Raw genomic sequence first — 26,462 nt, 5'->3', positions numbered from 1 at the left:
AATGGCTCCGGCTCGCACACTGATCGGCGTCGACTGGGCGGGGGGCGTCCGGTCCTTTCATGGGGGTTCGCATGCTTGAATCCACCTTCAAGCTCTCCGAGCACGGTACGACGGTCCGCACGGAAGTAGTGGCCGGCATCACCACCTTCCTGACGATGGCCTACATCATGTTCGTCAATCCGATGATCCTGTCGGATGCGGGCATGGACCCGGGGGCCGTGTTCGTCGCCACCTGCCTGGCCGCGGCCATCGGCACCGCGATCATGGGGCTGTACGCCAACTACCCGATCGCGCTGGCGCCCGGCATGGGCCTGAACGCCTACTTCACCTACGGCGTCGTCCTGGGAATGAACTACACGTGGCAGGTCGCTCTCGGCGCGGTGTTCCTGTCCGGCGTGCTGTTCGTCATCCTGTCGCTGCTGCCGGTGCGCGAATGGGTGGTCAACGCCATCCCACGCTCGCTGAAGATCGCGATCTCCGCCGGCATAGGGTTGTTTCTCGCGATCATCGGCATGAAGAACGCCGGACTGGTCGTCGACCACCCGGCGACCCTGGTCGGCATGGGCGACATCACCTCGCCGGCGGTGCTTCTGGCCTGTGCGGGTTTCCTGGCCATGGTCATCCTCGACCATCTGCGGGTACCAGGCGCGATCATCCTGTCGATCCTGGGCGTCACCCTGATCGGCGTGCTCATGGGCATCAGCCCGCCGGGCGGCATCATGTCGGCACCGCCCAGCCTGGCTCCGACCCTGATGCAACTGGACATCATGGGGGCGCTCAACGTCGGGCTGATCGCCGTGGTCTTCGCGTTCTTCTTCGTCGACCTGTTCGATACCGCCGGCACCCTGGTCGGTGTCGCGCACCGGGCCGGCCTGCTGGACGAACAGGGGCGCCTGCCGCGCCTCAAGAAGGCCCTGATGGCCGACTCGGTCGCCACCGTCGTCGGTTCCGGTCTCGGCACCTCGACCACCACCAGCTACATCGAGAGCGCGGCCGGCATCCGGGCCGGCGGTCGGACCGGCCTTACCGCCTGCGTGGTGGCGGGCCTGTTCCTGCTCGGGCTGTTCTTCTCGCCGCTCGCTGGAACGATCCCGGCCTACGCCTCCGCCCCGGCGCTGGTCTATGTGGCCTGCCTGATGGCCCGCGGCCTGGCCGAGCTTGACTGGGACGACATGACGGAATCGGCCCCGGGGGTGATCGCGGCAATCTCGATGCCGCTGACCTTCTCGATCGCCAACGGCATCGGGTTCGGGTTCATCGCCTACGTCGTCATCAAGGTGGCGACCGGACAGGCCAGCAAGGTGTCGTCGGCTGTCTACGTCATCGGCGCGGCGTTCGTGGCCAAGTTCGTCCTGATCTCCTGATCAGGCTCATTCAGCCAGATCGAGGCCGGCGCCGCGCAACACGGCGCCGGCCTCTTTCGTATAGCCTCCGGCTTCGTCGTGCAGCACCAGGCCGGCCGACAGGCGCAGCGGCGACCGCACGCCCTTCCTGGCCGTGACGATCACGCGCTTGGCCTCCCGCCCGACCTTAGGCCACAGCGGAAACACCACGGTCCCGCCGAACCGGCCGGACAGTGCCGCCAGCAGATCGTCGAGCCGGTCGGCTCGGTGGATCACCGAGATCCTCCCCTTCGGCTTCAGGCAGCGATGGGCGCGGTCGATCCAGGCGCCGAGATCGGCCGTGGCCTCGACACCGGCCGACGCCCGGCCCGGCCGCGGCGACGGGTCCGCCCGATCGGCGGGCAGGAACGGCGGGTTGGAGACCACTTGGTCGAACGCCGTCGCTTCCCAGGATACCGGCAACGCCGTCAGGTCGGCGGCGACGACCGCCACCTGCTCAAGGCGGCCGTTGCGCTCCGCGTTCTCCCGCGCCAGCCGTGCCATTTCCGGATCCCGCTCCACGGCGACCACCGCGATCTGCGGAGACCGCGCCAACAGGCAGAGGAAGACCGCGCCGGAGCCACAGCCGAGATCGAGGACCCGATGCCCGGCCCGGGCCGGAACGGAGGCCGCGAGCAGCACCGGGTCGACCGCGGCGCGGTAGCCGTCGCGTGGTTGCAGCAACCGGACCCGGCCGTCGAGCAATGCATCGTCGGTGATCGCCGGCTCAGCGCTCGTCGACCCGCTCACCCACCGCCTCCAGAGTCTGGCGCGCTGCATGGTAGTCGTCCTCGTCGACCATCAGCCGGCGCGGGATCGCTCCGGCGCTGCCTTCCAGGACGCTGGTATGACCGTCCAGGATCATGACCTCGATCGATTCCGCCTTGAGCAGCGCCTCGAGATAAGACAGCCGGACCAGGTCGTTGGTGCGCAGCAACTCTCGCATGCGGCGTTAAGCCTCCGCGTTGATGGGTGACCGGTTGTTGACTTGACCGAGAATGGGACCTTTCTATGCTCGCTGCCAGTCCCTGAGGCGTCAAGCGACGCAGGAGATGCCGTGCCATCGATCGCCGCCCCGGTGAACGCCGAACGAACGCCACGCCACGCGAGCGTGGACGCCTTGCGTCGTCTGGTCGACGCCAACATGCTGAAAGTGAACCGGGCGATCCTGGAACACATGCAGAGTCCGGTCGCCCTGATCCCGCAACTGGCCGGTCACATCGTGGCGTCCGGCGGCAAGCGGCTGCGGCCGATGCTGACCCTGGCGACCGCCGGACTGTGCGGCTACACCGGCGAACGGCACATCGGACTGGCGGCCTGCGTGGAGTTCATCCACACCGCCACCCTGTTGCACGACGACGTGGTCGACGAAAGCGACCTGCGGCGCGGCCAGGACACCGCTAACGCGGTCTGGGGCAACCAGGCCAGCGTGCTGGTCGGCGACTTCCTGTTCAGCCGGGCGTTCCAGCTGATGGTCGGCGACGGATCGCTGAAGGTGCTGAAGATCCTGTCGGACGCATCGGCGATCATCGCCGAGGGCGAAGTCCACCAGTTGATTACCACCAACGACATCGAGACCACCGAAGCGGCCTATCTCGAGGTCATCCGCTGCAAGACCGCCCAGCTGTTCGCGGCGGCAGCCCAGATCGGGCCGGTGGTGGCGGAGCGTCCGGAAGCCGAGGAGATGGCGCTGGAAGGCTTCGGCCGTGACCTCGGCGTCGCCTTCCAGCTGGTCGACGACGTGCTCGACTACGCCGCCGAGCAGGCAGCGCTGGGCAAGACCGTCGGCGACGACTTCCGGGAGGGCAAGGTTACCCTGCCGGTCATCCTGGCGTACCAGGCCGGAGACGTCGGCGAGCGGGCGTTCTGGAAGTGCACGATCGGCGACCTCGACCAACGTGACGGCGACCTGGCCGAGGCCCAGCGACTGATGGCCAAGCACGGGACGCTTGAGGCCTCGTTGAACCGAGCACGCGACTACGCTGACGCGGCGCAGGCCGCGCTTCGCGGATTCCCGGCCAACCCCTACCGCGCGGCGCTGGAGGAACTCGTCGATTTCTGCGTGGAACGCGCCTACTGACGCAGCCTACAGCCCGCCCCATTGAACGCGCGCCCAGGCGCGTTCGTGCAGGTAGTACAACCCCATCTTGGTCAGCACCTCCAGCCCGGCGATCGAACTGGCCCAGGCGAAGCTGCCGGTCACGAAGAAGCTGATGATGAAGGTGTCGATGGTCGCGGTGACGCGCCAGCTCACCGTCTTCGCCAGCGACCGGCGATGCGTGGTCACCACGCGCTGTGGCTTGCTGCCCGCAGGATCGGTGCGCTCGGTCTGATTCTGGTCGGGTCCCGCCATGGGAATCCTCCGCCCTGTTCCAAACAAGGGCCCACGGAGCATCTCCCCGTGGCGCTTTAGCATTTGGTGTCGCGGTCGCAAGCTGCCCGTTCAAATCCCGCGGGTCGTGTTTCGGGCGACCACCCCGTCCGCGGGAACATCCGCGTTTTGGCCCCGGCGATCAAACCAAAAATCCTCACGCCACTTTGACGGGACCATGGAACAACCGCTTCTGCGCCACAGTCTCCTGGCCTGATACCCAAGTTGCGATGCCAATCCACGGAGACGAACATGCCCGAGATCCGAGACGCCAGGATCCTGATCATGGCAACCGATGGCTTCGAACAGTCGGAGCTGGAGGTGCCGCGCGACGAACTGCGCGCGGCGGGCGCCACGGTCCAGCTCGCCACGCCGAACGGCAAGCGGATCCGAGGTTGGGACGAGGCGAACTGGGGCCGCACCGCGCCAGCCGACCTGCCGGTTGCCGAGGTCGAGCCGGGACGCTACGACGCCCTGGTCCTGCCAGGAGGGCAGATCAACCCGGACCTGCTGCGGATCGACGATGACGCGATGGCCGTGGTGATGAGCTTTCTCGACCGGGGCACACCGGTCGCCGCGATCTGCCACGCGCCGTGGCTTCTGGTTCAGGCCGATGCGGTTCGCGGCCGGGACGTGACGTCCTATCCATCGATCCGTCGCGACCTGGAGAACGCCGGCGCCCGCTGGATCGACGCCGAGGTGGTGGTGGATGGCGGAATCATCACCAGCCGGTCGCCAAAGGACCTCATGCCGTTCATTGCCGCCATCATCGACGAAATTGAAGACGCCAACCCAAGCTCGGCGACCGCCTGACATCCGCAGGCCCCGCTGGAACCAACCGCCAGGGGGCGGGTTGTCTCAACGAATGCCAGCGACCCTTGGCTCGACTGATCTGGTCGCCGGTGACCCAGCAAGGACGCAACGATGACCGACAGCGACACCAAGTCGAAGCGCCAGAAGGATCGGGAGCTCGATCAGGAACTCGAGGATTCGTTCCCGGCCAGCGATCCGCCGTCGATTACCCCGGGAACCGGATCGGGCGCTCCCGACCACGACGAAGACGGCAAGGCCAAGAAGCGGCCGAAGCGGCCGGTCCCCGACCCGAAGCGGTGATCGCAGCGTTGGCCGACGACGAACCCCTGCTCACAGACCCGCCCAGCATCGAATCGATCAGCGCGATCACGCTGTCGACCGGCGACATGGCGCATGCCGTGGCGTTCTACGAGCGGCTCGGGCTTGAAGTGGTGGCCGGCGGCCCGGACGCCTCGTTCACCACCCTGGCCGCCGGACAGCAGCGCCTCAACCTCACCGCCGAGGCCGGTCGTGGCACACCGGCCTGGTGGGGACGAGTGATCCTGCACGTCGGCGACGTCGACGCGAGCTACCGCGCCGTGGTGGCACGCGGCGTGGAACCGGAATTCGAGCCGCGCGACGCCCCGTGGGGCGAGCGCTACTTTCACATGGTCGACCCGGACGGACACGAGATCAGCTTCGCCCGCCCCTTGTGAAGTTCACCCGCCTGCCAGTTCGGCCAGCTTGCCGTGCAGGGTCGCGTCGACCGCCACGCCGTCGCGCGCCGTAGCCTCCCGGTTGCGCCGCCGACGGTCGCCCGGCAGCCGCACGCCGTCCTCTGACGTGATCTCACCGAACAGCAGCTCGGCATGGGCGGCAAAGCCCTCGGGGTCGCCGAAGCGCGCCGGGTCGATGGCGAGCAGCAACTCGCCGCCCTTCGGCGGCCCGCCATCGTTGTTGTCGGCCGCCAGCGCCTCGAAGCTGAACTTGTCGCCGATCAGCGCGCCGACCAGCAGTTCGATCATCAGCGCAATCGAGGCCCCCTTGTAGCCGCCGAACGGCAACTGGGCGCCGCCGTCCAGGATGGCGTTCGGATCGGTGGTCTGGCGCCCCTCGGCGTCGATGCCGGTGCCGGGCGGCACTTCGTGACCCTCGCGGGCGGCGATCATGATCTCGCCGCGGGCCAGCGCCGACGACGCCTGGTCGAACACCAGCGGATGGCGGCCCGGGCGCGGCCAGGCGAAGGCCATCGGGTTGGTGCCGTAGATCGGCTTGCGCCCGCCGGCCGCCACGACGTACGGGAACGCCGCGGTGAACGCGAAGGCGCACAGCCCCTGCTCCGCCAGCGCCTCAACCTCCGGCCACAACGCCGCGAAATGGTGGATGTCGTTCAGCGCCAGCGCCGCCACCCCCTGGGAGCGGGCCTTGGCGACCAGCGGCCCGCGGCCGACTTCCAGGGCCAGCGGCGCGAACCCGCCCCTGCCGTCGACCCGGACCACCGCCGGTGCCAGGTCGTCGACCACCGGCCGCGCGCTGCCGTCGACCTTGCCGCTGCGCAGCGAGGCGACATAGCCCGGGATCCGGAACAGGCCGTGCGACAGGCAGATGTCCCGCTCCGCGGCGCTCACGATGTCGGCCACCGCGCGGGCGTTCTCGGCGTCGCAGCCGTTGGCGGTGAGGCATCGCACGGCCAGCGCGTGCACCTCGTCGAGGCTGAGACGGACGGTGGCCATGGCAGGTCTCCTCGGACAAATGGCGCAGCGGATGAATGTCGGGTTCCGGCGCGGACAGGCCGACAGCTAACCAGAGGAACGCACCGTCGAAAACCCTCCGGAACGGCCCGCAGCGGAGGCCGCGGCACGCCGGCGCAATTCATATGGCGCAATGGACGATCCGGGCTTGATGCGGCATCGGCGAGCGGCTATATCACGCCCTCGCATCCCGGCGGGCAGCCTATCGCCCGTACCGGTCGGGGAGTAGCTCAGCCTGGTAGAGCACTGTCTTCGGGAGGCAGGGGCCGGAGGTTCGAATCCTCTCTCCCCGACCAACTTCTTCAGACTCAGCTAGGAAACCACGCATCGTTCGGAATGGGCGAAGTGGAGATTCAGCTGACGTTCGCGATGCGTCGGCATTTTTCCGACTATTCAGCTTGAACACGGCATCACGATACCCATCTCGAACAACGTCCCCGGCATGAGGGACTTCCACAGGTGGTTCGAGGGTTCACGTTGGCTGAGCAATCAGCATCCACGGATCAGCGAACGACTGCATGCGATTGCTATGGATTGCCATGGTAATCGGCTGATTGGTTACGGCCGGACGCAACTTCAGCGTTCGCCAGGCAGCCGGGGGTGTGGGAGTTCCGAGATGACGAAGAAGCCCTTCTTTTATCTCGGCCTGGCCTGCTTGATCACGCGTCTGGTTACCGAGCTTCTGAAGCTCGCGTACTGGATCATGATCATCGCAGGTCCGGCCGCTAACTACGTCAAGCTGATTGGGGAGAGGCTATCTGGCCGACAACTATCGATTTCGGTTCGAGGTCAAGCCGGGCAGGCATTGCTACGTCCAGACCGATGACCAACAGGACGCCGGCAGGGCAATCAAAGCTCGGCTGGCAGGTCGATGGCGGGCGCCGAGTTGGTGCTATCATTTGAAGAGCGGCGGCCACTTGGCGGCCCTGGAAATGCATCTCGGCAGCGAGTTCTTCGCCGCGATCGACCTCTCGAACTTCTTCGGGACAGTTGGTCGATCCAAGATCGTCAGGTCCCTGAAACGCCTCGGATTCACGTACAAAGAGGCCGGCGAGATCGCAAGTGCGAGCACCGTTCGCGACGGCGGCCGCGCATTCGTGCCCTACGGCTTCGTGCAATCCCCGCTTCTCGCTTCGATCGCGCTCGCGGAGAGCTACCTTGGTCGCCAGCTCGCAGGATTGAGGCGAAAAGGCGTGAAGGTGTCGCTCTACGTCGATGACCTGGTCCTGAGCCACGTCGATGATGAGGCGACGCTTTCCGAAGCCGTCGATACGCTCGTCGAAGCTGCGACGATCTCAGGCTTCCTGGTGAATGGAGCAAAACTCCAGAGACCATCGAGGACGGTGGTCGCCTTCAACATTCGCCTCTCGCATGGCCGGCTTGAGCTGATGCCGGATCGGCTCCTTGACTTCCGGCAGCGGCTCGCCGGTTCTGGTCCAGATGCCTCTGCCATGGCGACTATCAGCTACGTCGACATGATCGACGTTCGGCAGGGTGACATCCTGCGAGCGGAGGTCGGGCTGGCTCCGGTGTCGCCGTAGCGTTCGTAGGCGTAGAACGGAGGTCCAGGTCCGGCATGAGTGACATCCCCTTTCCGTTCGGCACCACCGCCGACGTCCTCTCCGAACTTGCTATCGCCAAGGCCTTGGCCGAGAGCGAAGCAGCCGAATGCCAAGACTACGGCCGGGTCTTCTTCGCTCGCTCCAGATCGGCTGACGAGGCAAGACGCCCTGAGGAGGCTAAGGCATGGCACTTGCTGGGACAGCTTACCCAGGTCGGTCTCGAAGCCGCCAACACTGCTGAGCCGTTCCGTCCGTTACTGGTGACCTCAGACGGGCGCTCCATCCTACTTTCGGACATGGACCAAGCCACGGCGGAGGGCGTGTGGACCCTGGCGCAGGCGGTGGTTGACCCCGAGCTGCGCGCGCGACTTTCCGATGTGACATGGGACCGGCTCAGAAATCCGGACGCGGCGCGCCTAGCCATCCGCAGCTATCTTGAAACGGCCGAACGCCTGTTCGATCCAGAGCACTGGCCGCCCTACGCGGAGCGGATGGAACGTGCCCTTCGCCTCGCTGCGCAGATCAGGGACAGCACTTTGTTGACCACCGTCCTCGCCGAAATGGAGCGGCGGGTCCTCGAATTGAACGGAAATGATCCGCTCTACCTGACTTCCGAACTCATGGAACTGCTCCACGAGTTCCGCTTCGGCGACCCTGACGCGATGAGCACACTTGCGCGGAAAGCCGCCGAAGCGGCCGAGGGGCAACGGGACTACTGGCGGTCGCGCAGCCACTACGAGAACGCGGCCCGCTGGCGACGTAGTGCCAAAGATCACGGAGGCGAACGCGAAGCGAGGGTTGCGATCGCGCGGACGTTCGAACGTCAGGCCGAACTCCATTCCGGAGAGGGCGGCGAACTCCAGGCCGCCCACTTCCTAGAGGCGGCGCACGAAGCGTATCGCAACATCCCCAGTATGCGCGAGAAGACAGCCGAAGTGTATGAGCGCCTACGAGAGGCCCAGCAACTGGCTGTCCAAGCCATGCATGAGATACGGACCGACGGCATCGATATAAGCGACTGGATTAGGCGGGCTCGAGAGCACGTGTCCGGCAGGCCGATGCGGGATGCCTTTGTTGCCCTCGCTGGGGTTGCTAGCCCAACGAACTTTGAGCAAGCGGCGGGGCACTCCAAGGAGCTGATGCGACGGTTTCCGTTACAAAACCTAGTCGGAGGACAGCGGGTTGAGCGCGACGGCAGGGTGATTGCCCATCGGACACCAGGGCTCTTGGGGGATGAGGCTCAGGCGGAAGCCGCAGTATGGGAGCGCGTGGTCGAACAGACGGCCTTTTCGCATGGCTTCACCGTCCAGGCTCTTATCATCCCGGCAGTTAACCAGATCGATTTCGAGCATCGGTTCTCGCTACATGACCTGCGCGACCTGGTCCTCCACAACCCACTCGTCCCCGAGGGCCACGAGGTGCTCTTCGCGCGCGGGCTTCTCGCCGGATTGCGCGGAGACTACGAAGACGCGCTTTCGATCCTAGTTCCGCAACTGGAGAACTCGCTCCGCTTGTTGTTGGCACGCTCCGGCGTGGAGACTACGCGGCGCGACAAGCACGGAATTCAGACCGTGATCCAGATGGGAACGATCCTGAGCGATCATCGATCCGTTCTGGAGCCCATGCTGAGCCCGGACGTATTCCTGGAACTCAAGGTGCTGTTCGGCGACCCGCATGGTCCCAATCTTCGCAACCGCATCGCCCACGGGCAAATGGCACATGACGACTTTTACTCCGGCCCGGCGATCTACGCTTGGTGGTTCATATACCATCTGTGCATGCGCCCCGTGCGAGCGCGGTTCCGGAAGCCCGCAGAGGAGCCAGCGTCCGATGCGGGCACATCCATCGAGTAGCGCGCGAGGAGCGCCGCTTCGGGCTTTCCTCTGCTACACAGGCTTGGTAAGCTTCAGTGCAAAGTAGAATAGTAAGTAGCTGATTTTGATAACATAGTGCGAGCCGGTCGGCGGCTCCTCTCTCCCCGACCAACTTCTTCTCTTCGAACCTGCAAGCCCGCTGATTTCACATCGACCGCTTCTCGCGGCCCGATGTGCCGCCGCTTGTCGAGCGGCATGGGCACGCACTGGTCGGACCGCGTCGAGGTCTCGCCGAGCCTGCCTCGAACAATCGCGCTTGGATACTCGTTCGAACCGCTCGACAATGGTGTTCGAGCGTGTGTCGGTAGATCGATCGGGTGGCCGAGATGAGTGCATCGCCTAGCAACGAGCCGGTGGACGTCCTGATCATCGGCGCCGGCGCGTCGGGTGCCGCGATTGCCTGGAGCCTGACCGAGACGCGGATGCGCATCCTGTGCCTGGAGCAGGGCGACTGGATGATGTCGTCGCAGTATCCGACGACCCGGAAGAACTGGGAGGCCCAGCAGTTCGGCGCATTTCACGTCGACCCGAACGTCCGCGGGCTGGAGGCCGACTATCCGGTCAATAACACCGACTCGCCGATCGACGTGCTGAACTTCAACGCCGTCGGCGGCAGCACCATCGGCTACGCCGCGCACTTTCCCCGGCTGCACCCTTCCGACTTCAGGGTAAGGACCCTGGACGGCGTCGCCGACGACTGGCCGGTCTCATACGACGACCTGGAGCCGTACTTCGTGCAGAACGACCGGATCATGGGCGTGTCCGGCCTGGCGGGCGACCCGATGTACCCGCCGAAGCAGCCGCCGCTGCCGCCGCTGCCGATCGGCCGGGTCGGCGAGGTCGTGGCGGGGGGCTTCGACCGGCTGGGATGGCACTGGTGGCCGTCCGATGCCGCGATCCTGTCCCAGCCCTATGAGGGCCGGGACAAGTGCCTGAACCTCAATCCCTGCATGTCCGGATGCTCGCAGGGTGCGAAGGGCAGCACCGACATCACCTACTGGCCGGAGGCGATCAGAGCCGGCGTCAAGCTGCGGACCCGCTGCCGGGTGCGCGAGGTGACGGTGAACGCGGACGGGATGGCGGACGGCGTGATCTACTACGACGCCGATGGTCGGGAGTGCGTCCAGAAAGCCGAGGTCGTGATCATGGCCTGCAACGGCGTCGGCACGCCGCGCATCCTGCTGAACTCGAAGTCGCCGCAGTTTCCCGACGGGCTGGCCAACCGCAGCGGGCTGGTCGGCAAGAACCTGATGTTCCACCCGGTCGCCCTGGCCACCGGCGTCTTCGAGGAACGGCTGGACACCCACAAGGGACCGAACGGCTGCTGCATCCTGAGCAAGGAGTTCTACGAGACCGATCCGGATCGCGGCTTCGTGCGCGGCTACAACATGCAGGTCACCCGGGGCGCCGGCGGGCCGCTGGCGACCGCGATGCGGGGTTTGGCGAGCGGCGACATCCCCTGGGGTCCGGGCCATCACGAGAAGTTCCGCCAGCGCTTCGACCACACCGTGCAGGTGCTGGCGGTCTGCGAGGACCTGCCCGAAGAGTGCAACCAGGTGACGCTCGATCCCGAACTGGCGGATTCCAACGGCATCCCGGCGCCGAAGATCACCTACCGGCTCAGCGAGAACAGCAAGAAGATGCTGGCCCACGGCCTTGAGCGGGGCAAGGAGGTGATGCGGGCGGCCGGCGCCAAGGAGATCCTCGAGACCCCCCTGCTGCGCCCCAGCGGCTGGCACCTTCTGGGCACCGCGCGGATGGGTACCGATCCGACCCGCTCGGTGGTGAACTCGTGGGGCCGCAGCCACGACGTGAAGAACCTGTTCATCGTCGACGGCAGCATTTTCGTGACCGCCGGCGGGGTCAACCCGACCAGCACCATCCAGGCGCTGGCGCTCTACATCGGCGACCGGATCAAAGCCAATCTCGCCAACCTGTTCGACGACTGAGGGGCCGGATCCGTGGAGAACGCGACCACCACAACCGCATGCACCGACGCGCAGCTCCGGCGGCTGTCGGCCCTGCTGGACACCGTCTTGCCGGCCAGCACGGATGGCACCCTGCCCAGCGCCCGGGAGATCGATTTTACGGCGTATCTGAGCGAGCAGGCGCCGGAGTTCCAGGAAGAGCTGATCGGGATCCTCGAGCGGTTCGACGACAACTTCCCCGACCTGGCGATCAGCCGGCGCGTCGATTTGGTCCGCGTCTTCTCCTCAAGCGACGCCCCCGCGTTCCGGCGGCTGGTCTTTCGAATCTACGACAGCTACTACCAGTCGGACCGGGTGCGCACCGCCATCGGCGCCCGGCCCGGCCCGCCGTTTCCCAACGGCCATTCCATTCCGTCCGGCGATCTCTCGTCCCTCGAGGCGGTGAAGGCACGCGGCAAGGGCTACCGGCGATAGGCGGAGCGCCGGCTCGCAGACCGGGCGCGCCAGCTATGACGAGATCGTGGACTTAGTATGCTCTGTATATTTCAAATTGGATCGAAGAACGAACGCACGAACAAGTCTATAACGCGCTTGACGATTCGATCGCTGGGGTGAAAGGGATTGTTGTCCTCGCCAAATGACCGCCCCTCTATGTGCCCACCCAACCATCGCACGGCCTCAAAAGCCGGCCAGTAATAGACGCTCGGTCGTTGCTCCCGCAAGATCTGGCCAATGGCGACCCGCAGGATCGACTTGCTCTCGCAATCCGAAGCGAAGATCGAGTTTTCACGCATGGTCGCGGTCAACGGCACCGGCGATAAAGTCAGGATGATCGGGATGTCGCCGCAGTGCGTGCGCACCAGTTCAATGACCCGCCGAATGTTCTCGACATTCTCCTCGACAGTGCTGACCTCGAAGCTGTGCCGGTCGGGCATGTACCGCGCCTCGGGAATTCCGCGCCAGAACACACCGCCGGTACGCCTATCGCGCCACACTTCCGACAAGCCATAGGTCAGCACGAATCCGCCGGCATTGCGCATCGGTTCAAAGAACTTTTCGCGCTCCTCATCGACGCCGCGTTGCACCAGAGAGCCGTCCTCGTTCTTGTCGATCCAGTAGTCCTGAGTCGATTGGTCGCCCGTCAACGTCCATTCGAAGAATTGGCGAATGGCGAAGCTGTTGTTGAGCCCCTCCGGAACCTCGATCTGGCGCGACAAGCGTCCCGCTTCGGTTAGCCACTTTCGGATACGCCCCGCAAAGCAGGAACCGAAGGCGATTACTGTATCGTTCGACCGGAACAATGTGCTTTTCGGCACAAACGTCGCAAAAACATCGCGCTCCAGCATGGCGTCGATATCATCAAAGTCCTCGATGCGACGGGGAAAGAAGCGTGTCTGATCAGCACGATAGAACTGTGGACTCTCCAACCCTTTCCGACTTTCCGTCGCCAACTTTCCAATTACACCCTCATCGGTGGTCGCCTTTTCAGCCATCCAGCGTTGGCTCGGATTGGTCGGATCGGCCCAGGCCGATCGCTTGTAGAGTTTCTTCGCCTGAATGCTGTCGCCAATTGCCCGCATGATGGCCGCAAGGTTGGAAATATGCGCTACAGTGGCCGGTGCGATGATCAGGATCTTTCTTAGTTCCTGAATGCTGACCTCAAGCCGATTCGTTTTAACCAGATGATGGCAATAATGCTCCCTCATACTGATATTCATTGGTAGAAACTGAACCAAACGTTTGAAATACTGAAGGGATTTCATGTGATTGTTCAACGAATGCGCAGCTTCCGCCAACAGCACGCCGATCTCTAAATCAAACGGATTCGAACGGCACCACTCTTCAGCATTCGCCAAGAGTTGATCATAACGTCCCTCATCACGCAGATCCTTGAGAACTATACGCATAGCTGGCGGGGTTAAGCCTGCAACAGAATTGCCCGCGATGCTCTCGGTGCTCATTTTGTTCCCGCCATATCATCCGATGGACAAAACCTGAGATTGAATGCCAAGCAGAATATGGGCACTGGCTGTTCCGATAGGTCTTTATTGGCCGTAAGCGTGCAGCCTATCCGCCCCGATTTCTTTATATCGCACAGCTCGACGAGGTCTGTGTGATGAATTGAGATGCTCCACAAAGTCGAATTGCCCACAGTCTTGCGTTCAATGGAGTTAGAAAACTCTGAATCGGTCCACTTCATCGTCGCTTAGACGATCATTGTTGGCATTCCGAGGCTCCCGGCCTGCCGCCGCTCGAACGCCCGACAGCTCTCATCGTGATGGTGGCCGCGAAAGCCGCCGCGGATGGTGCCGGGCTCGATCGAGCGGAAGTACTGGCGCCATGTCTCGGGCAGGCGCATGGAGTCCAGCGGGGCCAGCCACAGCCGGTACAGCAGCCGTTTGCGTTCCGGCTCGTCGAAGTCCTCGAACGCGGTGCGCGAATGCAGCATGACGTGATTGTTCATGATCTGCAGATCGCCCGGCTCGAGCCACATCGTGAACATCACCTCCGGACGCTGCAGGATCGCGTCCAGCAGGTCCGCGCAGTTGTGCTGGGCCCGGGTCATCGGCGGCACGCTCTCAAGGGCCTGCGCCGTGCGCACGCGGTTGCGGTTCCATTTGCAGAACAGGCGGCCGCCCTCGAAGTCGAACAGCGGCTGGGAATAGAACGCGGCTTCGTCCGCCGCCTCCTCCTGGTTGCGGCTGAGGTGGAAGTCCTGCCGGGCGATCTCGGCCAGATCCGGACGCTCCGCGGCCAGTATCCGCCAGGCGGAAACGCTGCTGGACACCATGCTCTGCCCGCCGGCCTTCGCCTTGTTGTAGCAGGCCAGCGTGACCAGATCGCTGGCGTCCACGTGGAAATCCAGCCCGGCGTTCGAGCTGTATCCGCGCGCCCCGGCCGAACGGTAGTCGGTCCCCGCCGCTCGGACCTCGGACATGTACTGCGACGCCTTGCCCTGCGGCCGCGCGACTCCCAGGTTGAGACCGATCGCCCAGTTCAGCAGCCGGAACTGCCCAGCGCTCAGCTCCTCGCGGGGCAGACCCTTCACCAGGGAAACGCCGCGGCCGAAATGCGCCTCGCGAGCCGCGGCGGCGATGACGTCCCAACCTGGACCCAGGTCGAAATCCGACCGGGCATAGTCGAACAGTGGCCGATCCGGATCGAAGGCATCCCGCGCCGCCCGGGCCAGCTGCGCGCGCTGCGGGTCGTCGAGAGTGAATATCCAGCCGCGGTCGCGCTGCATGTCCTCGACCCGCCATGCGGCCGACGTCTCGAAGTCCAGAGACATTCCGGCAACCGATCGTCTGTTCCTGCGACGGCCCGATGCTATCCAGCGGACCGGTCAGGGTAAAGCAGAGGCGGGCGGTTGACCCCTCACCTTGGCTGACTGGCCGAATTCGCCTGCCAGCCGGCGAACCGTGCTTCGGCCGGACGTCAGGCCATCAACCGCCATGACATCGGGTCTGATTGCCACTAGCCTGGGGTATGCAAAGCAACGCCGAACGGCACCCAAACCGGCGACGAATCGTGTCTGACCGACCGAAAACCCCGGAGGTGTGCCGTCGCGCCTGCCGTGTATGGCGGGCTCGATGACGGTACCGTCGTTCCGGCTGGCTCTCGACGCTGGTCAGGCCGGGTCGGCTCCGCAATTCCGCGATATTGCCGACATACAGTCCGATAAGCTCAAGCAGATTCATGCGTACTGGTCGGGCCTGCGCGCGGGAGAGCGATTGCCGAAGCGCAGCGACTTGGATATCGACCAGATCGGGTATGTTCTTCCCAATCTCAATCTGGTCGACGTTCACCGCGATCCCCTCGACTTCCGGATGCGGCTTCACAGTGTCCGGGGCTCCGACTATGTGGGCGCCGACATCACTGGAAAATCGATCCGAGACTATCCCGACGAGGGATACGCTGCGTTCGTCTGGGCCGTGTACGAGGCGGCTGTGAACACGCGCGATGCCAAGGTCGTGTCGGAGCGCCTGTTCATGACCGATCACCGGATCATGCGCTGGGAGGGCGTGGTCATGCCGCTCGACGACAAGTCGGGCCATGTCGGAATGCTGTTGATCGCCTTTCAGTTATTCGACAGGGCGTAGGTAGCTGAATTTGCTCGACGGCGGAGCCGAACCATCTCTGTGGCCACGCCAAGCGCCCCGCCACGAAGCCAAGGAAATTTGATGATGACCATCGATCAAGCAGCGTTAAGCCAGATCGCGTCGGCGTACGCCGCAGCCTGGAGTTCCCGGACGCCGGACGCGGTCGCGGCCTTCTTCACCGCCAATGGAACGATCGCGATCAACGGCGGCGAGCTTCTGACGGGCCGCGCGGCGATCAGCGAAATGGCCGCCGGGTTCTTCGCAGAGTTCCCCGACCTCCAGGTTTACTGCGACGACGCCCGCGGCTCGGGGTCACACGCGATCTTCGTATGGACCTTGGAGGGTCATCACGTCGAAACCAGGAACCACGTCAAGATCGGCGGCTGGGAGGAATGGGACCTGGATTCCGAAGGGAAAGTGATGGCATCCCGCGGGTGGTTCGACGCCGCCGAGTACAACCGCCAGATCTCTGCCCCCGAGGCATCCTGACGACAAGAAACGCAGACCGGCCGCTCACTCGAGGAACCGGTCATCCTTGAGCGTTGCATCGGCAATCCAGCCGAACGGATGACCGTAGCCGTAGAAGGCAAGGTCCTCGGCGACGAACCATTCCTCGGTCTGGATCGCCTCTTCATACGCCTTGCCCAGGGCGCGGAACCGCTCGTGCCGGCCGACATTCGCCGACCATTCCCCACGCATCTTTGCCAGCATCTCCGCGGTCGCCGCGTCGATCTCGTCGGCGGTGTTCTCGGCCAGCTCGATACCGCGCTCGGCGAAGTCGGCGTCGCGAAACACTCCGGGCAGTCGCGCATCGAGGATCTCGCTGTAGGTCATATGCCGATCGTCCCCGACCCGCCGGTAGTGTTTGAACATCGAGAGGTCATCGTTGTACGGCAGGTTCAAGTGCTCCAGCGGCGTGTTGGTGCGCAGCGAGGGTCGGCCGAAGGCGGCGACCACCCAGATCGGGCCGGAGTTCTGTGCAGTGGCAAAGGCGCACTCGGCACAAGCGAACAGGTCGATCCAACGGTCATCCGGGAAGGCGTCGGCCACACTGAGATACCCGTCCGGCGACCGCTCCCAGGCTTCCAGTCCGGGTTCGCCGATGCGAAGCACCTGATACCCGGCATCGAGTATGCGCCGTATCGACGGTTCGTAGCGCCCGATCGAGGCTGTGCGATGCCCGTGATGGGTCTCACCGGGCAGGTACTGCATGGTGCGGGTGTGAAACAGCGCGAACGGCGCCGTCGGGTCGATGCCCCGTGCGGCCAGCCGGTCGTGCGCCCGCTCGCGCAGGCTGTCCGGCAGGTGGAGTTCCCTGGGGCGCCGGCCGGCCACGACGGCACGCCAGAACGCCACGATCAGGGATCGGGCCGACATCGCCAGCAGGTGCAGGTGGCGCAGGTCGATCAACCCGCCATCGACCGTTCCGAGCGCGAGCACGTCGCGCCAGTCGGTCTCGACCACGGTAATCCGGGAGTCCAGGCACTGCGCGACCGCCCGGTTGGAGCCCGGCAGATCGAGATTGCCGGTGACGATTACGATCTTCTGGTATCGCTCGCCGTAGAGCGTCGACAGGATCTGCGGCTCGATCGTCAGATGGCCGATCCGCCGCCACTGGTGCAGCACATAGACGAGAACCGGCTCACCCGGCGTCAGATGCGGGATGACCAGGGTGGCGAGCCGGTTCAAGGTCTCGGCGGTGATCGGCTGGGCGGCGGGCGACGATTTTCCGGGATCAGGCATGATCGATCCGAGTTCAGCGTCGCGGCTCGAACCGGACACAGATGTTCTCGGTGTCCAGGTAGCCACCGGCGGCCGACAGGAACTCCTCGCGGGTCACCACTTTCTCGCCGTCATCGGTCATCAACGTCATGGTCCACCCAGCGTCCGGGAAGTGGTCGAGCACTTCCTCGACGGTACCGTCGAAGGTGGCGACATGCTGCTGGTGGATCTCAACGACGAAGACGGCTTGCCGCTCCGCGATGGTCCGGGCAGCACCCCGCAGGGCGATGATCTCGGCACCCTCGATGTCGACCTTGACGATGATGCGGTCGAACTCCGCGGTGGCCCGCGGGTCGATGATGCTGTCGAGTGTGACGACCGGAACGATCTCGTGGTTGACGCTGGACAGCGGGTAGGTATTCGGCCGGAGCCCTTTTTCGGTCGCCTGCTTGCCCGGCGAGGGATCCATCCGTTCGACCTGCGTCACTCCGGGCACGGCACCGATCGCAGCGCACAGGACGTGCACCCGCCATTGATCGTTCATCAGGGCATTCGCCTCGATGTTCAGGCAAAGCGTGCGCTGCAACTCGACCGCGATCACGGTTGCACCCCGAACCGCAGCCAAGCACGAGAAGTAGCCGAAATGCGCCCCGACATCGACGAACAGGCACTTCTGATCCACCGCGCCGATCAGGTATCGCACCACCTGCGGTTCGTGCGTGAATTCGGCCGACTTGAAGACTGACAGAGCGAACTCCGAGATCGCCTTCTCGTAGGCTCCGTACTTCACCTTGACGCTGCCCAACTGCTTGGTGTTGGCGTATTTCGGCGTCTTGATCACGTCGGCGCGCGCGATGCGCCCCACCATGTAGCGGTACGTGTCACTGCGCAACCGATCGGCCAGCGCTGCCGGCACGATCGCCCGCAACCACCGGACCAGCTTGCCAAGACGCTGCGGCTCGAGGTTTGCCGCGAACAGGCGCCATTCGTGTTTTCCGATGTCGTCTGGAGACCAAACGATTTCCCGACGCAGGTCGCCTCGTCCGCAGTGTTCCATACCGAACCAACCTTCGCCTCAATCAACGCCGCCAACGTACCATGCAACGCGCCGTCGCTGACCGTCCACGTTCAACACGAGATCGCGCGCATTCGACAATAATTCTGATTAACTACTTGTTCATCCGCGCATGTAAGATTGCGGGAGATTTGAGCCCCAGCGATCGGCGACGCCGTTGAGCATTAGATAGCGATTCTTCCAATTGTCCGGGGTTGTGGCGCCATGGAAAGAACGCTCGAAATCACTCGATGATTGATTTTCTCAAAGTTCTCGAAACACTTGGAGATACTGCGGAAAGCGATCTCGCCGACCTGTTCGAAATGACTTCGGACTGGTTCTGGATCATGGATTCCGATCTTCGCTACGTTTATTTTTCCAATCGCGTGGAAGCCGTTACGGGAGATTCGCCCGAGTGGCACTACGGCAAGACTCGCCAAGAACTTGGAATCTCGGTGCGGAGCGGAACCGATCCTATCGCTCGCCGTGAGCCTTTTCGCGATGTCGTCATATCCCGCGTGAATCGGGCGGGTCGCAAAATCTGGATCAAATCCAGCGGAAGGCCGATAATTCAATCAAACGGCGCGTTCTCCGGGTACATTGGCACCGGTACGGACATAACATTGGTAATGGAGGCCGAGAACGCCGCCAATTACCGTCACAACCTTTTGATACAAGCCATGGAGAGCATGACCGATGCCTTTGCTCTCTTCGATCCGTCCGACAAGCTCATTTTCTGCAACTCGCGCTTCAAGGCACTGAACCCGGACCTTGCCCCCGACATCTACGTCGGAATGACGTTCGAGGAGATGGTTCGGCGCAATCTCGAGAGCGGCCGCATCCTCGACGCGATCGGCCAGGAAGATCAATTTCTGAAGACCCGCATGGAGGCGCACCGGCAACCGTCCGGCGAAGCGATCGTGTCGCGGCGCAAGGACGGTCAGATACTGCTGCTTCGCGAAGTCCGTCTCGAGGACGGCAGTACCTTCCTGATCAACAGCGACCAGACCGAGTTGCGGCAACGCGAGACCGATCTGGAGCGCGCCAAGAACGAGGCCGAGACCGCCAACAAGGCCAAGTCGGACTTCCTGGCCAACGTCAGTCACGAACTGCGAACCCCACTGAACGCCATCCTCGGCTTCTCGGAGATCATCAAGAGCAACACCCTCGACAGCGGTCGCTACCCCGAGTACGCGGCAGCAATCCACAAAAGCGGGCAGCATCTTCTGTCGCTCATCAACGACATCCTCGACCTGAACGCGATCGAAAGCGGTCGCCTCACGATTGCGGCCGAGCGCGTGCATTTGCAGACGCTTGCGACCAGCGTCATCGAGATGGTGCGTCCGATCGCTCAGGATGCCGGCATCCGGCTGCACTCGACGGTGCCCATGGACTTCCCGGAGGTTCTGCTCGACCGGCGGGCAATGGAACAATGCCTCCTGAATCTCCTGTCGAACGCGATCAAGTTTTCCAACAGGGGCGGTGCCGTCACTCTGTCGGTCTGCGCCACCCCGACGAACGGCGTATGCGTCGCTGTCGCCGACACCGGGGTCGGCATGGCGGACGAGACGATCAAGGCGATTGGCCAGCCATTCGCCTCGCCCGGCGGCAATGTCGACAAGCGCGGCGCGGGACTGGGGCTCGCCATCACGAAATCGATCGTCGGCGCCATGAACGGCCGGTTGGTGATCGAGAGCACGCCCGGTCAGGGTACCCGGGCGGCAATCGAGTTCGGAAGCGACATCCTGGCCTGATCGATACCGAACTTGGGCCGTCAGCCCGGGCAACCGGTGACAGCGAAACCGCCGGTGCAGTAGGTTGGCGCCATGGCAGCGCAACCGACATTCGACGTCAGGTCATGACCGGCACTCATTCGATCCTCGACGGCGCGTCGCCATCCGACGTGTCCGACAGCCCGTTCGCCCATCTGCTCCGGGTCGACTGCCTGCCGGAAGCGTTGTTTCGCGAACTGTCGCAGGCGATGCCAAGACCGAACGTGCCGGCGAACACTCCGCAGAACTTCCTGGCCCTGCTCGACCCGTTCGAACCGCAGGTTGCGTCCCGGTTGACGGAAGACTGGCAACGGTTCGTCGCGCATCACACGTCACCGGCATTCTTTCAGTCGATCGCGCGCGTCATGGGACCCGCCATCCAGCGCGCCCATCCGGACATTGAAGCCCGGTTGGGCGTCCCTCTCCACGCCGCGTCAACTGCGCGCGCCAACGACCCGGTGGCTCTCCGGCACCCGGGAGCCGCCGCCGTGCGGCTTGGTCTGCAGTTCGGCTTCAACACTCCGGTCACCACACCGTCTTCGGTGCGCGGCGCCCACATCGACAAGGCGCGCCGCCTGCTCAGCGCCCTGCTCTACTTTCCGGAACCGGGAGACGACGCAGGCGGCGACCTCATGCTGTACCGGTACCGTGGCGCCCGGCGCCTCCATGGAGTTTCGGTCGACCTGAAGGATGCCGAGCCGGTCTCCCGCATAGCCTACGCCCCGAACACGCTAATCATGTTCGTGAACTCGGTGGACGCGGTGCACGGCGTGCTGCCTCGTCGGCCGACGTCGCACATCCGGCGCTACGTGAACTTCTTCGTCGACCTAGCCGACGACTTCATCGACAGCCGGCCCTACCAGATCACGGCACCCGTCGGCGCGTAGCAGGCCAGGAACGAAACAACCCCGGCCGAAGCCGGGGTTGTCGAGATTTGCGAGGGAACGCTTCTGAGGCAATGCCTCGGACAGCGTCAGGCGCTGTTCGCCTCGGGAGCCGGGCCGTCCGGGCGGCGGCCGCGATTGGCCATGAACTGGTCGAACTCCGCCTTGTCCTTGGCCAGCCGCAGCTTCTCCAGGAAGTCCACGAACTCCTTCTGCTCCTCCTCGAGTCGGCGCAGCGTATCGCTGCGGTACTCGTCAAACGCCGCATTGCCGGTGGATGACCGCTTCTCGCTCTGCCACCACTGCCCGCGACTGCGCTTCCAGCACCCCATGCGTCCACTCCAGAAAAGATAACCGAGTATTGCCAGGCCGAACGGCCAGAACACGATGAATCCGAACACCATCAGGCCGATCCAGGCCGGCTTTCCGATGTCGTCTAGTTTCTCCACGATGCCCATGCCGACCTCATGTAAATGTTAGTAACATTCACATGGTCAAACCGCCTTTCCTGATCAAGGCCAGCCGGCGAAAAAATCATCCCTATCGACCGGAACCGCCTCGATCGAGCCCGAGGCCGCGCAGATACACCAGCACGCCCGCCTCCAGCAGTTCCTCCGGGGCCATCGGCAGCTTGCGTCGACCGGCATCGCCGCGGCCGAACAGCGAGGCGATGCCATGCGACATCGACCACAGGTGCAGGCTGACCATCAGCGCCGGCGGTCTGGCTCCGGCCGGCGCCAGCGCGCACAGTGCATCGGCCGCCTGACGCAGCACCGCAAACGCCCGGTCGGCGGCCTTGCGCAGTTCTGGATCGGAGTCGAGGTCCACCCCAGCCTCGAACATGGCCGAATAGTGCGATGGCTCCTCGCGGGCGAACGCCAGGTAGGCGCGCCCGGTGCTCTCGAACGCCGTGAACGGATCCGGCCGACCATCGTTCCAGGCCGTGGCGAGGCGCTGCTCGAACAGCTCGAACCCACGGTGAGCCACGTCAGCCAGCAGCGCATCGCGATCGCGGAAATGCCGGTAGGGTGCCGCCGAACTCACACCGGCGGAGCGTGCCGCATCGGCGAAGCTGAAGCCCGACGGCCCCTTCTCGGCGATCAGCGACAGCGCCGCCTCGATCAACGCCTCGCGCAGATTTCCGTGATGGTAGCCGCGCCGCCGTCCACCCGGTTCGTCCTTCGACCAGCCCATGTTAACAGGTCTTACTTCATCCGTTCGGGGAATGCAGTCGCAATTGATGCCGGTCAGTCGGCCGGCTCAATAGGGAATCTTGTCGGGATTCTGCGCCCACAGCTGAAAGACCGCCCGCGCTTCATCGCCCAGCAGGCGCTGCGCCGGCAAGGCGCGACCGTCGATCGGCAGCGCCACCTGCTCGTAGAACCATGCATCGTCGAAGCCGATCGCGGCGGCATCGGCCCGGGTGTTGGCATAGACCATCCGGTCGATGCGCGCCCAGAGGATCGCCGCCAGGCACATCGGGCACGGCTCGCAACTGGTGTAGATCACCGCCCCCGCCAGATCATAGGTGCCGAGACGGCGACAGGCGGCCCGGATCGCGACCACCTCGGCGTGCGCCGTCGGATCGAAGTCGGTGGTGACCCGGTTCGCCCCTTCGCCGACGATCGCGCCGTCGCGCACCACCACTGCGCCAAACGGCCCCCCCGTCGCCGCCTGGGCATTGCCTCGGCTGAGCTCGATCGCCCGGCGTAAATAGGTCTCATCGGACATCCGCAACGTCTCCATCATGGCAAGGGCCCGCCCGCGCTGCGGAAGTATGACGCGGCTCGGGCCGCGCGCGAAGCTTGAAGGCGGTTCGGCGAGCCGTGTAGCCTTCTGCCCATGCGCGGCCCGTCACCTTGACCGGCGGCACAACGGCAGGGGCGGGTCGGCCATGGATGCGGTGCTCGTCGAGTGGCTGAGCATGATCGTGCGCTGGCTGCACGTGATCGCCGGCATCGCCTGGATCGGCAGCTCGTTCTACTTCATCGCGCTCGACCTCAGCCTGCGGCAGCGCAGCGGCCTGCCCGCCGGCGTCCAGGGGGAAGCCTGGCAGGTCCACGGCGGCGGTTTCTACCACATGGTCAAGTACCTCGTGGCGCCCAGCCGGGTGTCGGACGAACTGACCTGGTTCAAATGGGAGGCCTACACCACCTGGCTCAGCGGCTTCGCCCTGATGGTGCTGGTCTACTACCTCGGCGCCGAGCTGTTCCTGATCGATCGCACGGTGATGGATCTGACACCGGAGATGGCGATTGCGCTCAGTGTCGGCAGCCTGGCGGGCGCCTGGCTGCTGTACGAGGCGCTGTGCCGCTCGCCGCTCGGTCGCAACGAGACGGCCCTTTCAGTCGTCGGCTTTCTGTTCCTGGTGGCGGCGACCTGGGGCTTCACCGAAGTGTTCAGCGGCCGTGCGGCGTTCGTGCAGATCGGCGCGCTGATAGGCACCATGATGGTCGCCAACGTCTTCGTGGTGATCATCCCGAACCAGAAGAAGACCATCGCGGCACTGTTTGCCGGACAGTCCCCGGACCCGGCGCTGGGGCAACAGGCCAAGCAGCGTTCGGTGCACAACAACTACCTGACCCTGCCGGTCGTGCTGCTGATGATCAGCAACCATTACCCGCTGTTGTTCGCCACCCGCTACAACTGGGCGATCGTCGCGATCCTGCTCGCCCTCGGCCCGGTGATCCGGCACTTCTTCAACAGCCGGCACGCCGGCAAGGGCAGCCCGTGGTGGACCTGGGGCGTGGCCGCCGCCGGTCTCGCTGCCATCGGCTGGCTGAGTGCTGCCGGCCCGCGGGATGCCGTGGTCGGTGCCGCGGATGCCCCGGCTCCGACGTTCGCGGCGGTCGAGGAGATCGTGCTGTCCCGATGCAGCATGTGCCACGCTGAGGAGTCCGTCTGGCTCGGCGTACCGGCCGCCCCGAAGGGCGTGAAGCTCGATACGCCGGAGCGCATCCACCAACATGCCCGGCAGATCGAGCTCTACGCGGTCCGCTCCGATGCCATGCCTCCCGGCAACATCACCGACATGCCGGTCGAGGAGCGCGCGGTGCTGTCCGCCTGGCTCGCCGCCGGCGCCCCCAAGGAGTGAGCGGCGCATGGCAACCGACCCCGCGCCGATCGCCCTCGACATCCTCAACCGGGTGGACGACGCCAGTTTCGCGACCGCGTTGGACGGCGTGTTCGAGCATGCCCCGTGGATCGTCGAGGCGGCTGCGGGACACCGGCCCTTCGCGTCGCTTGCCGACCTGCACACCACCCTGACCGGGATCGTTCGCGACGCACCGCCTGAGCAGCGCCTCGCGCTGGTGCGCGGCCACCCGGATCTCGCCGGCAAGGCCGCCCGCGCCGGCAACCTGACGTCCGACTCCACCGCCGAACAGGCAAGCGCCGGGCTCGACCGCCTGTCGGATGACGAGTACGCCGCGTTCCACCGCCTGAACGACGCCTATCACGCCAAGTTCGGCTTTCCGTTCATCGTCTGCGTGCGCCGGCACGGCAAGGAGTCGATCCTGGTCGCCTTTGCGCGCCGCCTGGAGAACACGCCGCAAACCGAACTCGATACAGCGCTTGCGGAGGTCCTGCGGATCGGCGCCCTGCGCCTCGACCAGCGGGTGACGGCGACCGACCGTCTGCCCGTCCACGGGCGTTTGTCGACCCACATCCTGGACACCCATCGCGGCCGTCCGGCGGAGGGGGTTGCGGTCGAACTGTTCGAACTGACCGGCGCCGATTCGGCCCGCCTCGTCACGCGCGCCGTCACCAATGCCGACGGCCGCACCGATGCGCCGCTGCTCGCCGGCCGACCGCTGCCGACCGCGCGGTACGAGCTGCGTTTCCATCTCGGCGCCTACTTCGCGAAGCTTGAGGTGCCGCTGGCCGACCCGCCGTTCCTGGACGTCGTCCCAGTGCGCTTCGCGATCGCCGAGCCCGAGGGCCACTACCATGTGCCGCTGCTGGCGACGCCGTGGAGCTATTCGACGTATCGGGGGAGTTGACCTTGGCGAACGCTTGCGTGCCGACGCGGTCTCTGACGTATGATTGGGCAGCGCCGATGCGCGTCTGCCTGCGCTTTGAGCGATACCGCCAGAATGCAGGGCGGCGCAGCGCCGAAAAATCGCTGGCATGGCGATTGCGGACAATCTGACGCCGGACGACCGGCGCACAGTGAACAGCGGACAGGAGGGCTCGGGGAAATGCGGTTCCATCGGATCGGGGCGGCGCTGGCCGCGGTGATGACGTGCACAGCGGCGACGGGGGCGTTCGCCGAGACGGCGCTGAAGTTCGCGCTCGACTGGAAGTTCGAGGGACCGTCGGCGCCGTATTTCGTCGCCGTCGACAAGGGCTACTACAAGGCCGAGGGGCTGGACGTCACCATCGACACCGGCCCGGGCTCGGTCGCCGGAATCGGCCGGGTCGCCGCCGGCACCTACCCGATGGGGTTCTTCGACATCAACTCGCTGGTCAAGTTCCGCGACCAGAACCCCGACAAGGCCGTCAAGGCAGTGCTGATGGTCTATGACCGGCCGCCGTTCGCCATCGTCACCGTCGCCAAGACCGGCATCACCAAGCCGAAGGACCTGGAAGGCCGCATCCTCGGCGCCCCGGCACCGGACGGCGCCTACGCCCAGTGGAAGGCGTTCGTGAAGGAGAACGGTATCGACGCCTCCAAGGTGACGATCAACAACGTCGGGTTTCCGGTGCGCGAGCCGATGCTGGCCAACGGCGATGTCGACGCGATCACCGGGTTCTCGTTCTCGTCCTACTTCAACCTGCAGCTCAAGGGCGTGAAGCCCGAGGACATCACGGTCATGCTGATGGCCGATTACGGGCTGGTGCTGTACGGCAACGCGGTCATGGTCAATCCGGATTTCGCCGCGGCCAACCCGCAGGTCGTCGCCGCTTTCGTGCGCGCCACCATCAAGGGCGTGCAGGACACCGTGAAGGATCCGGACTCCGCCATCGACTCGGTCATGAAGCGTAACGAGACCGCCGACCGGGCGGTCGAGCTGGCCCGGCTGAAGATGGCGATCCGGGACAACATCGCCACCCCCTGGGTGAAGGCCAACGGCTTCGGCGGCGTCGATCCGGCGCGGCTGGCCGCCTCGATCGAGCAGATCGCGGTGACCTACGACTTCAAGGCGCGGCCCAAGGCCGACGACGTGTTCACGTCGGAGTACCTGCCCCTGGCCGCCGACCGCATGCTGGCGAAGTGAGTCGCAGCAGTACGACGTCCAGGGCCCACACGGCGACGTGTGCATCCGGCG

General features: G+C 64.9%; 28 protein-coding genes and 1 tRNA gene. 18 read left to right on the top strand and 11 right to left on the bottom strand.

Annotation, left to right across the window (positions count from 1 at the left end; all coding sequences use genetic code 11):
- Positions 1-71 precede the first annotated feature (71 nt).
- Positions 72-1,364, top strand: a complete 1,293-nt coding sequence (locus tag RIC54_RS09020; RefSeq protein WP_350150942.1) for an NCS2 family permease — start codon at positions 72-74, stop codon at positions 1,362-1,364.
- A 6-nt stretch (positions 1,365-1,370) separates the two neighbouring features.
- Here the strand turns inward: RIC54_RS09020 and RIC54_RS09015 are convergent, their stop codons facing one another.
- Both RIC54_RS09015 and RIC54_RS09010 read right to left on the bottom strand, forming a co-directional pair.
- Positions 1,371-2,132, bottom strand: coding sequence for a tRNA1(Val) (adenine(37)-N6)-methyltransferase (locus tag RIC54_RS09015; RefSeq protein WP_350087104.1), 762 nt, complete (start codon positions 2,130-2,132; stop codon positions 1,371-1,373).
- On the bottom strand, positions 2,110-2,328 hold the full coding sequence (locus RIC54_RS09010; RefSeq protein WP_350087101.1) for a putative signal transducing protein: 219 nt from the start codon (positions 2,326-2,328) through the stop codon (positions 2,110-2,112). Before RIC54_RS09010 ends, RIC54_RS09015 begins: the two co-directional genes overlap by 23 nt.
- Before the next feature lie 120 nt (positions 2,329-2,448).
- Here RIC54_RS09010 and RIC54_RS09005 point away from each other — a divergent pair, with 120 nt between their 5' ends.
- Complete coding sequence (locus RIC54_RS09005) at positions 2,449-3,462, top strand: polyprenyl synthetase family protein (RefSeq protein ID WP_502990174.1); 1,014 nt, start codon at positions 2,449-2,451, stop codon at positions 3,460-3,462.
- Between the two features lie 6 nt (positions 3,463-3,468).
- On the opposite strand, the gene RIC54_RS09000 is transcribed toward RIC54_RS09005, so the two are convergent.
- Entirely contained in the window at positions 3,469-3,735 is a 267-nt protein-coding gene (locus tag RIC54_RS09000; protein ID WP_350087095.1) for a DUF2061 domain-containing protein, read from the bottom strand.
- Between the two features lie 270 nt (positions 3,736-4,005).
- On the opposite strand from RIC54_RS09000, the gene RIC54_RS08995 reads away from it, so the two are divergent.
- The 3 genes from RIC54_RS08995 to RIC54_RS08985 all read left to right on the top strand — a co-directional run bounded on the left by RIC54_RS08995 (position 4,006) and on the right by RIC54_RS08985 (position 5,261).
- Complete coding sequence (locus RIC54_RS08995) at positions 4,006-4,566, top strand: type 1 glutamine amidotransferase domain-containing protein (protein WP_350087092.1); 561 nt, start codon at positions 4,006-4,008, stop codon at positions 4,564-4,566.
- Positions 4,567-4,677: 111 nt separating this feature from the next.
- On the top strand, positions 4,678-4,866 hold the full coding sequence (locus RIC54_RS08990) for a hypothetical protein (protein ID WP_350087089.1): 189 nt from the start codon (positions 4,678-4,680) through the stop codon (positions 4,864-4,866).
- Positions 4,863-5,261 carry a VOC family protein gene (locus RIC54_RS08985; protein ID WP_350150938.1) on the top strand — a complete coding sequence of 133 codons (399 nt, stop codon included), beginning with the start codon at positions 4,863-4,865 and terminating at the stop codon, positions 5,259-5,261. The genes RIC54_RS08990 and RIC54_RS08985 overlap by 4 nt, the downstream gene beginning before the upstream one ends.
- 3 nt (positions 5,262-5,264) lie before the next feature.
- Here RIC54_RS08985 and RIC54_RS08980 read toward each other — a convergent pair whose 3' ends face one another.
- Positions 5,265-6,278, bottom strand: coding sequence for an Ldh family oxidoreductase (locus RIC54_RS08980; RefSeq protein ID WP_350087083.1), 1,014 nt, complete (start codon positions 6,276-6,278; stop codon positions 5,265-5,267).
- A 237-nt stretch (positions 6,279-6,515) separates the two neighbouring features.
- Between RIC54_RS08980 and RIC54_RS08975 the strand changes: the two genes are divergently transcribed.
- From RIC54_RS08975 to RIC54_RS08950, 6 genes are all read left to right on the top strand, one after another.
- A tRNA-Pro gene (locus RIC54_RS08975) sits at positions 6,516-6,592 on the top strand.
- Between the two features lie 320 nt (positions 6,593-6,912).
- Positions 6,913-7,122 (top strand): hypothetical protein, encoded by a 210-nt coding sequence (locus tag RIC54_RS08970; RefSeq protein WP_350087080.1) that lies wholly within the window; start codon positions 6,913-6,915, stop codon positions 7,120-7,122.
- The gene (locus RIC54_RS08965; RefSeq protein ID WP_502989656.1) at positions 7,040-7,837 is read left to right on the top strand and encodes a reverse transcriptase domain-containing protein; all 798 of its coding nucleotides are present in this window, start codon (positions 7,040-7,042) and stop codon (positions 7,835-7,837) included. The genes RIC54_RS08970 and RIC54_RS08965 overlap by 83 nt, the downstream gene beginning before the upstream one ends.
- A 35-nt stretch (positions 7,838-7,872) precedes the next feature.
- Positions 7,873-9,711, top strand: coding sequence for a DUF7380 domain-containing protein (locus RIC54_RS08960; RefSeq protein ID WP_350087074.1), 1,839 nt, complete (start codon positions 7,873-7,875; stop codon positions 9,709-9,711).
- Between the two features lie 347 nt (positions 9,712-10,058).
- Entirely contained in the window at positions 10,059-11,681 is a 1,623-nt protein-coding gene (locus tag RIC54_RS08955) for a GMC family oxidoreductase (RefSeq protein ID WP_350087071.1), read from the top strand.
- 12 nt (positions 11,682-11,693) lie between these two features.
- Positions 11,694-12,134, top strand: a complete 441-nt coding sequence (locus RIC54_RS08950; RefSeq protein WP_350087068.1) for a hypothetical protein — start codon at positions 11,694-11,696, stop codon at positions 12,132-12,134.
- 71 nt (positions 12,135-12,205) lie between these two features.
- On the opposite strand, the gene RIC54_RS08945 is transcribed toward RIC54_RS08950, so the two are convergent.
- The gene (locus RIC54_RS08945; RefSeq protein WP_350087065.1) at positions 12,206-13,621 is read right to left on the bottom strand and encodes a GSCFA domain-containing protein; all 1,416 of its coding nucleotides are present in this window, start codon (positions 13,619-13,621) and stop codon (positions 12,206-12,208) included.
- A gap of 245 nt (positions 13,622-13,866) precedes the next feature.
- The gene (locus tag RIC54_RS08940; RefSeq protein WP_350087062.1) at positions 13,867-14,949 is read right to left on the bottom strand and encodes a TauD/TfdA family dioxygenase; all 1,083 of its coding nucleotides are present in this window, start codon (positions 14,947-14,949) and stop codon (positions 13,867-13,869) included.
- A 301-nt stretch (positions 14,950-15,250) separates the two neighbouring features.
- Here RIC54_RS08940 and RIC54_RS08935 point away from each other — a divergent pair, with 301 nt between their 5' ends.
- A complete protein-coding gene (locus tag RIC54_RS08935) occupies positions 15,251-15,760 on the top strand; it encodes a PAS domain-containing protein (protein WP_350087059.1) in 510 nt (169 codons plus the stop codon).
- A gap of 81 nt (positions 15,761-15,841) precedes the next feature.
- Positions 15,842-16,249, top strand: coding sequence for a nuclear transport factor 2 family protein (locus RIC54_RS08930; protein ID WP_350087056.1), 408 nt, complete (start codon positions 15,842-15,844; stop codon positions 16,247-16,249).
- Positions 16,250-16,273: 24 nt separating this feature from the next.
- On the opposite strand, the gene RIC54_RS08925 is transcribed toward RIC54_RS08930, so the two are convergent.
- Positions 16,274-17,503, bottom strand: coding sequence for a TIGR04372 family glycosyltransferase (locus RIC54_RS08925; RefSeq protein WP_350087053.1), 1,230 nt, complete (start codon positions 17,501-17,503; stop codon positions 16,274-16,276).
- Between the two features lie 13 nt (positions 17,504-17,516).
- Positions 17,517-18,539: an FkbM family methyltransferase gene (locus RIC54_RS08920; protein ID WP_350087050.1), complete on the bottom strand. Its 1,023-nt coding sequence runs from the start codon at positions 18,537-18,539 to the stop codon at positions 17,517-17,519.
- Positions 18,540-18,787: 248 nt separating this feature from the next.
- Between RIC54_RS08920 and RIC54_RS08915 the strand changes: the two genes are divergently transcribed.
- Positions 18,788-20,290, top strand: a complete 1,503-nt coding sequence (locus RIC54_RS08915; protein WP_350150936.1) for a PAS domain-containing sensor histidine kinase — start codon at positions 18,788-18,790, stop codon at positions 20,288-20,290.
- Positions 20,291-20,394: 104 nt separating this feature from the next.
- Positions 20,395-21,195, top strand: coding sequence for a 2OG-Fe(II) oxygenase (locus RIC54_RS08910; RefSeq protein WP_350087047.1), 801 nt, complete (start codon positions 20,395-20,397; stop codon positions 21,193-21,195).
- 86 nt (positions 21,196-21,281) lie between these two features.
- Here the strand turns inward: RIC54_RS08910 and RIC54_RS08905 are convergent, their stop codons facing one another.
- The 3 genes from RIC54_RS08905 to RIC54_RS08895 all read right to left on the bottom strand — a co-directional run bounded on the left by RIC54_RS08905 (position 21,282) and on the right by RIC54_RS08895 (position 22,923).
- Positions 21,282-21,650 (bottom strand): DUF2852 domain-containing protein, encoded by a 369-nt coding sequence (locus tag RIC54_RS08905; protein WP_350087044.1) that lies wholly within the window; start codon positions 21,648-21,650, stop codon positions 21,282-21,284.
- An 82-nt stretch (positions 21,651-21,732) separates the two neighbouring features.
- Complete coding sequence (locus RIC54_RS08900) at positions 21,733-22,386, bottom strand: TetR/AcrR family transcriptional regulator (protein ID WP_350087041.1); 654 nt, start codon at positions 22,384-22,386, stop codon at positions 21,733-21,735.
- A gap of 66 nt (positions 22,387-22,452) precedes the next feature.
- Positions 22,453-22,923: a nucleoside deaminase gene (locus RIC54_RS08895; protein WP_350087038.1), complete on the bottom strand. Its 471-nt coding sequence runs from the start codon at positions 22,921-22,923 to the stop codon at positions 22,453-22,455.
- 163 nt (positions 22,924-23,086) lie between these two features.
- Here RIC54_RS08895 and RIC54_RS08890 point away from each other — a divergent pair, with 163 nt between their 5' ends.
- The 3 genes from RIC54_RS08890 (at position 23,087) to RIC54_RS08880 (ending at position 26,411) form a co-directional block, all read left to right on the top strand.
- Complete coding sequence (locus RIC54_RS08890; RefSeq protein ID WP_350087035.1) at positions 23,087-24,286, top strand: urate hydroxylase PuuD; 1,200 nt, start codon at positions 23,087-23,089, stop codon at positions 24,284-24,286.
- 7 nt (positions 24,287-24,293) lie between these two features.
- Positions 24,294-25,193, top strand: a complete 900-nt coding sequence (uraD, locus tag RIC54_RS08885; RefSeq protein ID WP_350087032.1) for a 2-oxo-4-hydroxy-4-carboxy-5-ureidoimidazoline decarboxylase — start codon at positions 24,294-24,296, stop codon at positions 25,191-25,193.
- Between the two features lie 198 nt (positions 25,194-25,391).
- Positions 25,392-26,411, top strand: coding sequence for an ABC transporter substrate-binding protein (locus RIC54_RS08880; RefSeq protein ID WP_350087029.1), 1,020 nt, complete (start codon positions 25,392-25,394; stop codon positions 26,409-26,411).
- Positions 26,412-26,462 lie beyond the last annotated feature (51 nt).

Source organism: Thalassobaculum sp. (assembly GCF_040219215.1).
In the GTDB taxonomy this organism is placed as follows: domain Bacteria; phylum Pseudomonadota; class Alphaproteobacteria; order Thalassobaculales; family Thalassobaculaceae; genus Thalassobaculum_A.
This window is presented reverse-complemented; position numbering and strand designations above follow the sequence as displayed.